Below are 7698 nucleotides of genomic sequence, written 5' to 3' on the forward strand. Positions count from 1 at the left end.
TCCACCTGCGGCGCTGCGCGGCGTGCGGGCACATCGGCTGTTGCGACGATTCGCCGGCGCGGCACGCGACCGCGCACTGGCGCGAGACCGGGCACCCGGTGATGCGGTCGTTCGAACCCGGCGAGGACTGGTTCTGGAACTTCGACACCGACGACTACACCAACGGGCCCGAGCTGGCCGCCCCGGTCAGCCGCCCGGAAAACCAGACCGTGCCCGGCCCGCGCGGGCGGGTGCCGCGCGACTGGGCCGAGCAGCTGCGGAACCGCGGCTGAGGTACGGGGTTACCGGCCGCGTCTAACCGCGGATTTGGCGGCCGATCCGCAGCGCCGGAAGCAGTATGCTGCGCGGGGTGAATCTGCCGCCCATGCTGGCGGCTTTCGGCACGAGTCCCGGGATCACGCTGCGCTTGCCGGCGAGCATGCCGTGGATGGCTTCCTCGGCAACGTCGTGTGCCGAGACCTGCGCAATCGGAATGTCGAACTGGTGGGCGTCGGCGATGTCGGCCCACTCGGTCGGAACGGGTCCCGGGCACAGCACGGTGCACGACACCCCCGTGCCGTGCAGTTCCTCGTGCACGGCCTCGGAAAACGTCTGCACGAACGCTTTGCTGGCCGAATAGACCGCCATGTCCGGGATCGGCTGAAAGCCGGCTATCGACGCGATGTTCAGCACCGAGCCGGCGCCCCGCTCAACCATGCCGGGCAGCGCGGCGTGGGTGAGTTCCATCAGCGCGATGACGTTGACCGTGACCTCGTCGCGTTCACGTTCGATCGGCAGCTCGTAGAAGACGCCGCTGGTGCCGAAGCCGGCGCTGTTGCACACCCCGGCCACCGGCTCGTCGGTGATGCGCCCGGTCAGCTGCGCGCGTGCCGCGCCGTCGGCGAGATCGGCGGGCATGACGTCGACGGCCACCGAGTGCTTCGAGCGCAGCTCACCGGCCAGCTCGTCGAGGCGGTCCCGGCGCCTCGCCACGAGCAGCAGGGGATAGCCGCGGCGGGCGAGGCCACGCGCCAGCTCGGTGCCGATACCCGACGAGGCTCCGGTGACGACGACGGTCGCGTCGGTGCCCGGTTGCGGAAGACTCATCGCGGTTCACCAATGGATTCCGCGGGTGGCACGGACGAACGTTTCCGAGCGCTTGTCGAAGCGGACCGGCTCACTCGAGGATTCCTTTCCCTGGGCGGCTTCGGAGTCGTCGAACATCGCGAATCCGCGGTTTCGGACAAAGTCCATCAGCATCGGGCTGACGGCGTCGGCGAAAGCAGCGAACTGCCCGAACGGCGGGCTGACCCGGCGCGGCCGCTGCACGATCGCGTCGGCGAGCACGCCGGCGGCCTGCTCAGGCGTCAGCGCCGGGAAGTGGTCGTAGACCTTGGTGGGGCTGATCATCGGTGTCCGGACCAGCACCATGAACACCGTGGTGAACCTCACACCGTCGCTTACGGTTTCGGCCTGAAACGAATCGCACAGCGTGTCGAGCGCGGCCTTGCTGGCGATGTAGGCGCCGAATCGCGGGGCGCGCATCTGGACACCGGCCGACGACACGTTGATGATCTGGCCGAAGCCGCGTTCGCGCATGCCGGGGACGAACTTCAGGATGAGCTGGACGGCGCCAAGGTAGTTGAGCTGCATCGTGCGCTGGTAGTCGTGGATCCGGTCATATGACAGCTCCAGCGACCGCCGGATCGAACGGCCCGCATTGTTGACCAAGATGTCGACGCGGCCGAGATCGGTCAACACCTGGTCGGCCAGCGTGGCGATCGCGTCCATGTCCGACAGATCGCACGGGTACACGTGCGCGGTGCCGCCCGACCCGCGGATCTCGTCGGCGACCTTCTCGAGCTTCTCCCGGGTGCGCGCGACGAGCACCACCTCGCCGCCGGCCTCGGTGACCTTCTTCGCCGTCGCCTCCCCGATGCCCGACGACCCGCCGGTGACCAGGACGGTCTTGCCGTCCACCGCGTCGCCGAGGGTGCGGCCCTGAACGGCATCGACCAGGTTCTGCAGGTAGAACGGCCGATATCGGCCCGCCGAATTGGGCGTGTTGACGAGGTTGGACACTGCCGCGATCGGCTTTTCGATCCAGCTCGTGAGGTCACCCAGATTCATCGCTGCGCTCCTGCGGACGTTCGACGTTGAACCATCTCCGGAGATGATGATTGATGGTTGGGGTTCAGCAGATCCTTCGCGATGTGGGTCACCTGAATCTCCTTTTCAGGCATCGGCGATTTCGGCCAGGCCGTCGGTGATGGCGAACTCCTCACCGCGCACGGTCTCGAACGCGTGGGACGTCGTCCCGTCGCGTGACCCGGCTTTCCAGATGCGGGTCTCGAGGTCGTCGCCCGGGAACACCATCTTCGAGAACCTCACCGCGAACCGTTTCAGCCGTCCTACGTCGGAACCACCCACCTCGGTGAGGACACCCCAGGAGGCCATCGCCATCGTGCACAGACCGTGGGCGATGATGCCCGGCAGGCCAGCGCTTTTCGCGAACTCCGCGTCGAGATGGATCGGCATCGGGTCGCCGGACGCTTTCGCATACCGGAACGTCTGGTCGTCATCGACATGAGCCTTCGCCTTCGCCAGCGGGGACTGCCCGTGCAGCCGTTCGTCGAACTTGTGCGCCGGGCTGAGCTCGCCCACCTTCTTGCCGGCGTTGAATCCGCGGACGAAGAACGTCACATACTGTTCGTTGACGAGTTCGCCGTCCTCGGTGCGGCACTCCAGCTGGATCGCGCACGGAGTGCCCTTCTCCAGGCCCTCGTATCCGATGATCTTCCCCCGCGAGACGAGCCTGTCGCCGGGATAGATCGGCCGGTGGAAGTGAAAGTCCTGCTCGCCATGCACGATTCGCGGCACGAGCTTCGCCGGCATCACGCCCACGGCCGGGCTCGCCAGGGACGGGAACACCGGCACGATCGCGAAAACGGGCGGCGCGACGTCGCCGCTGCGGTGGGCGGCGATCGGGTCGTTGGTGGCGGCGGCGTACTCGGCGATGCGCTCGCGGGTGACCTCGAACCGCTCGTCGTCACCCCACCTGTTCAGGCCGCTGTCGTCGAAGCCCAGCCCGGTGTCCGTCATCGCGGTTCGGTGTGTCGCATCGTCAGCTCCGATCCGCGCGCTGGTAGGCGGTGACGACGGCGGCGCCGCCCAGCCCGATGTTGTGCTGCAGCGCCGCGGTGACGTTGTCGACCTGCCGCTTGTCGGCGGTGCCGCGCAGCTGCCACGTCAACTCCGAGCACTGCGCCAGGCCGGTGGCCCCGAGCGGGTGGCCCTTGGAGATCAGGCCGCCGGACGGATTGACCACCCAGCGGCCGCCGTAGGTGGTTTCGTTGTTGTCGATGAGCTTCGGGGCATCACCCTCACCGCACAGTCCCAGCGCCTCGTACAGCAGCAGCTCGTTGGCCGAGAAGCAGTCGTGCAACTCGATCACCTGGAAGTCCTCCGGGCCCAGCCCCGACTGGTCGTAAACCCGTTGGGCCGCCTTCACGTTCATGTGGTGGCCGATGAGGCCCCTGGCGCTGCCGTCGAAGCTGTCGGCGAAGTCGGTGGTCATCGCCTGCCCGACGATCTCCACCGCCTGCCCGGCAAGGCCATGCCTGTCGACGAACGCCTCCGACCCGAGGATCGCCGCCGCCGAGCCGTCGCTGGTCGGCGAGCACTGCAGCTTGGTCAACGGCTCGTAGATCATCCGCGAGGCCAGGATGTCGTCGAGGGAGTAGGACTCCTGGAACTGCGCGAACGGGTTGTTGACCGAGTGCTTGTGGTTCTTGTATCCGATCTTCGCGAAATGCTCGGCGGTGCTGCCGTATTGCTTCATGTGCTCGCGACCGGCGGCGCCGAACATCCACGGCGCCGGCGGCAACGCGAATTCGGAGATCTGCGCCAACGCCATCATGTGCTTGTCCATCGGCTGCGCACGATCGTCGTACGTCGACCCCAGCGAGCCCGGCTTCATCTTCTCGAAGCCCAGCGCGATGGTGCAGTCGGCCAGCCCGCCGCGGACGGCCTGCGCGGCCAGATACAGCGCGGTGGACCCGGTCGAGCAGTTGTTGTTGACGTTGACGACCGGGATGCCCGTCATGCCAAGCTGGTAGAGCGCGCGCTGGCCCGACGTCGATTCGCCGTACACATAGCCGACGTAGCCCTGCTCGACCTCGTTGTAGTCGATCCCGGCGTCGGCCAACGCGTTGGTGCCGGCTTCGCGCGCCATGTCGGGATAGTCCCAACCCTCACGTCGTCCCGGCTTCTCGAACTTCGTCATCCCGACGCCGACGACATAGACCTTGTTCGACACCCCGACCTCCTGAGGCTCGTTCCCGGTGGACCCGGACAAACATACTCGCTTTGCAGGTACGTAAACCTTGTGACGTGTGGCCCTAGGGACGATGTCACCGCGCCGCCGAGAATTGGCGGCATGACCACCTCGGGCACGGAGGGCCTGCTCATCGACGCGGTGATGCCGACGTGCGACGCGGAGGCTCCGACATGACGCGGGTACTGGTGGCGTTCGGCTCCAAGCGCGGCGGCACCGCCGGGCTGGCCCGCATGATCGGCGACGCCCTGACCGACGCGGGCTACGACGCGCGGGTCACACCGGCGCGCGACGTGCACGAGATCGCCGAGGTCGACGCGGTCATCGTCGCCGGTGCGCTGTACATGAACCGGTGGCAACGCGGCGCCCGGCGGTTCGTGCGGCGCCACACCGCGAAGCTGCGAACGTTGCCGGTGTGGCTGGTGAGCAGCGGGCCGCTCGACGGCTCGGCGACGGAAAAGGACATCCCGCCCACCGAGCAGGTGACGAAGCTCGCCGAGCGGGTGAACGCCCGCGGTCACGTCACCTTCGGTGGGCGGCTGCGTGCCGACGCCAAGGGTTTCCCCGCCAGCGCGATGGCCAAGAAAACGGCCGGGGACTGGCGCGACGAGGCCCATGTGCAGCGCTGGGTCGCGTCCGTCGTGCGGGAATTGGAATCCGGGCGCAACAGCGCCTAGCGTTTTTGTGCAGCGACGGGTTCAACGGGCCAGATGGGGGTACCGGTTCACCATGATCGAACTGAGGTTTCTGGACTTACACGGCGACCGGGTGGCGTACCGCGACGCCGGTGAGGGCGAAGTGCTGCTGCTGATCCACGGCATGGCCGGGAGTTCGGCCACGTGGCGGGCCGTGATGCCGCAACTGTCGAAGAAATTCCGGGTGGTGGCGCCCGATCTGCTCGGCCACGGCGAGTCCGCGAAACCGCGGGGTGACTATTCGCTGGGTGCGTTCGCGGTGTGGCTGCGCGACTTCCTCGACGAACTCGGCGTCAGCCAAGCCACGGTGGTCGGGCACTCCCTCGGCGGCGGTGTCGCGATGCAGTTCCTCTATCAACACCCGGACTACTGCAAGCGGTTGGTCCTCATCAGCAGCGGCGGGCTGGGCCCCGACGTCGGCATGATGCTGCGGCTGCTTTCGGCGCCCGGGGCAGAGCTGGTGCTGCCGGTCATCGCGCCCCAGCCGGTGCTCACCGTCGGCCACAAGCTCAGGTCGTGGCTGGCCGGCGCCGGCATTCAGTCGCCGCGCGGCGCCGAGATCTGGAGCGCGTATTCGTCGCTGTCGGATCGGCAGACGCGGCAGTCGTTCCTTCGAACGTTGCGGTCCGTCGTCGATTACCGCGGGCAGGCCGTCAGCGCGCTGAACAGGCTGCAGCTGCGCGCCGAGCTGCCGGTGATGGCGATCTGGGGCGAGCGGGACAGCATCATTCCCGTCCACCACGCCTACGCCGCGCACGAAGCCCGCTCCGACAGCCGGCTCGAGGTGCTGCCGGGCGTCGGCCACTTCCCGCAGGTGGAGGCGCACACCGCGGTGGTGGAGCTTCTCGAGGACTTCATCGCCACCGGCGAGGGGCCCACCGGGGACCGTCCGGGGGCCGCGGACCGTCCGGGGGCGGAAAGTCCCCGGGCGAGTTCCGAATCGGGATAGCCCGGCAGCGGTTTCTCGGGCATTCGGGTTCTTGAGGTGGCATTCGGGTTCGAGGTTTCCCAACCATTCGACGACTCGCGAAAGTGATAGCGCATGTGATATCACTTGCCGAGCGCCGACGCTGCGATCAATGCCGGCATCCGGGTCGGGATCGGGACAACTAGTCCGACGGCTCGCTTTCTTCGCTTGCCGAGTCGTCGACTGGGGCCTGTTCACTGTCGCCGCGGTTGCCGGGCTTGCCGGGAACACCTTCCGCTTCGCGTTCGCCCGCGACGTTCTCGTCGAGCTGGTCGACGATGTTCTCCAGCTCCTCGTCGCGGTCGGGTTGCTCTCGGTCGGCTGAGGTCATATCTCTTCCATAGACTGTTGAACCTTCGGTCGAAAGACTCCCGTCGTTGCGAGCCCGCGGGATGTCCATACCCCGCCGCGGACGGTTGCTAACCCGGTTGAGCATATGGTTGACCGCCATGAAGGTCGATATCACGCTCACGGGCCAGCCGAGCGACGTGGACGTCGCGGTGTCGGCGGAGGAGCGCGGCTACGACGGTGCGTGGCTGCCCGAGGTCCAGCACGATCCCTTCCCGCTGCTGGCCGTCGCCGCCAGCCGCACGGAGAAGCTGGAGCTCGGCACCGCGATCGCGGTGACCTTCGCCCGCAACCCGATGTCGTTGGCGGTGGTGGCCAACGACCTTGCGCTGTACTCGAAGGGCAGGTTCCTGCTCGGCGTCGGCTCGCAGGTGAAAGCCCATATCACCAAGCGCTTTTCGATGCCTTGGTCGGCGCCTGCGGAAAGGATGCGCGAGTACGTGCTGGCCATGCGCGCGATCTGGCACAGCTGGTCCAGCGGTGAGCCGCTGCGGTTCGCCGGCGAGTTCTACACCCACACGCTGATGACGCCGTTCTTCAACCCCGGGCCGAACCCGTACGGCAATCCGCCGATCATCCTGGCCGGCGTCGGCCCGCGGATGACCGAGGTCGCCGGTGAGGTGGCCGACGGGTTCTTCGTGCACGGCTTCACCACCGAGCGGTACATGCGGGAGGTGACGCTGCCCGCGTTGCACAAGGGCCGGGCGGCGGCCGGGCACGACGATCTGGCCGGGTTCGAGATCAGCGGGATGCCCTTCATCCTCACCGGCCGCAACGAGGAGCAGATCAAGGCCGCCGACGCGGCGGTGCGCAGGCAGATCGCGTTCTACGGATCGACACCGGCCTACAAGCCCGTCCTCGAACTGCACGGGTGGGGCGAGCTGAACGGCGAACTCAACGCGATGTCCAAGCGCGGCGAATGGGAGGCGATGGGGCGGCTGATCACCGACGAGATGCTGCACGAGATCGCAATCGTGGCGCCGCCGGAGCAGGTGGCCGAGCGGCTGCTCGCGCAGTACGGCGATATCTTCACCCGCACCGGATTCTACGCGCCCTACGCGGTGCCCGACGGGTTCTGGGAGCCGATCATCGAGGAGTTGAAGGCCGCGGATCACTGAATCTCCTTGGTGATCACCTGCTCATACTGCTGCTGCCGGCTCGCTGACATATCAGGAGCGAACGTGAGCACCACGTCCGCGATCTGGAAACAGTGCTGGGTCGAACCGGCATACAACTCGGCCTTGCCGGTGGTCGGGAATTTGATGACGGACACCGCGTCGGTGTCGACCTTCTCCACGCAGCCGATCGGCGGGCAGTCGCTCGCGGTGACGTCGCGTGGATTCGGCGCGGGCAAGCCGCTTTGCTGGATCGCC

General features: G+C 67.4%; 9 protein-coding genes and 1 pseudogene. 4 read left to right on the plus strand and 6 right to left on the minus strand.

Annotated features, from left to right (window positions below):
* On the plus strand, nt 1–272 hold a 272-nt coding region (locus VKG81_RS05985; RefSeq protein WP_324394923.1), incomplete at its 5' end, for a UBP-type zinc finger domain-containing protein.
* 22 nt (nt 273–294) lie between these two features.
* Here VKG81_RS05985 and VKG81_RS05990 read toward each other — a convergent pair.
* From VKG81_RS05990 to VKG81_RS06005, 4 genes are all read right to left on the minus strand, one after another.
* On the minus strand, nt 295–1086 hold the full coding sequence (locus tag VKG81_RS05990) for an SDR family oxidoreductase (protein WP_324394924.1): 792 nt from the start codon (nt 1084–1086) through the stop codon (nt 295–297).
* 6 nt (nt 1087–1092) lie between these two features.
* On the minus strand, nt 1093–2109 hold the full coding sequence (locus tag VKG81_RS05995) for an SDR family NAD(P)-dependent oxidoreductase (RefSeq protein WP_324394925.1): 1017 nt from the start codon (nt 2107–2109) through the stop codon (nt 1093–1095).
* A 105-nt stretch (nt 2110–2214) separates the two neighbouring features.
* On the minus strand, nt 2215–3081 hold the full coding sequence (locus VKG81_RS06000) for a MaoC/PaaZ C-terminal domain-containing protein (protein WP_324394926.1): 867 nt from the start codon (nt 3079–3081) through the stop codon (nt 2215–2217).
* 22 nt (nt 3082–3103) lie between these two features.
* Nucleotides 3104–4297 carry a lipid-transfer protein gene (locus VKG81_RS06005; RefSeq protein ID WP_324394927.1) on the minus strand — a complete coding sequence of 398 codons (1194 nt, stop codon included), beginning with the start codon at nt 4295–4297 and terminating at the stop codon, nt 3104–3106.
* 191 nt (nt 4298–4488) lie between these two features.
* Here VKG81_RS06005 and VKG81_RS06010 point away from each other — a divergent pair, with 191 nt between their 5' ends.
* Nucleotides 4489–4992: a flavodoxin domain-containing protein gene (locus tag VKG81_RS06010; protein WP_324394928.1), complete on the plus strand. Its 504-nt coding sequence runs from the start codon at nt 4489–4491 to the stop codon at nt 4990–4992.
* 52 nt (nt 4993–5044) lie between these two features.
* Nucleotides 5045–5959 (plus strand): alpha/beta fold hydrolase, encoded by a 915-nt coding sequence (locus VKG81_RS06015; RefSeq protein ID WP_324394929.1) that lies wholly within the window; start codon nt 5045–5047, stop codon nt 5957–5959.
* Between the two features lie 160 nt (nt 5960–6119).
* On the opposite strand, the gene VKG81_RS06020 is transcribed toward VKG81_RS06015, so the two are convergent.
* Complete coding sequence (locus VKG81_RS06020) at nt 6120–6308, minus strand: hypothetical protein (protein WP_324394930.1); 189 nt, start codon at nt 6306–6308, stop codon at nt 6120–6122.
* Between the two features lie 118 nt (nt 6309–6426).
* Here VKG81_RS06020 and VKG81_RS06025 point away from each other — a divergent pair, with 118 nt between their 5' ends.
* Nucleotides 6427–7443, plus strand: a complete 1017-nt coding sequence (locus tag VKG81_RS06025; protein WP_324394931.1) for a TIGR03617 family F420-dependent LLM class oxidoreductase — start codon at nt 6427–6429, stop codon at nt 7441–7443.
* Here the strand turns inward: VKG81_RS06025 and VKG81_RS06030 are convergent.
* Nucleotides 7437–7698: pseudogene (locus tag VKG81_RS06030) on the minus strand (hypothetical protein); the annotation flags it as partial. The gene VKG81_RS06025 and the pseudogene VKG81_RS06030 sit on opposite strands and share 7 nt — an antisense overlap.

Origin of the sequence: Mycobacterium sp., assembly GCF_035314905.1 — a bacterium.
Taxonomy (GTDB): Bacteria; Actinomycetota; Actinomycetes; order Mycobacteriales; family Mycobacteriaceae; genus Mycobacterium.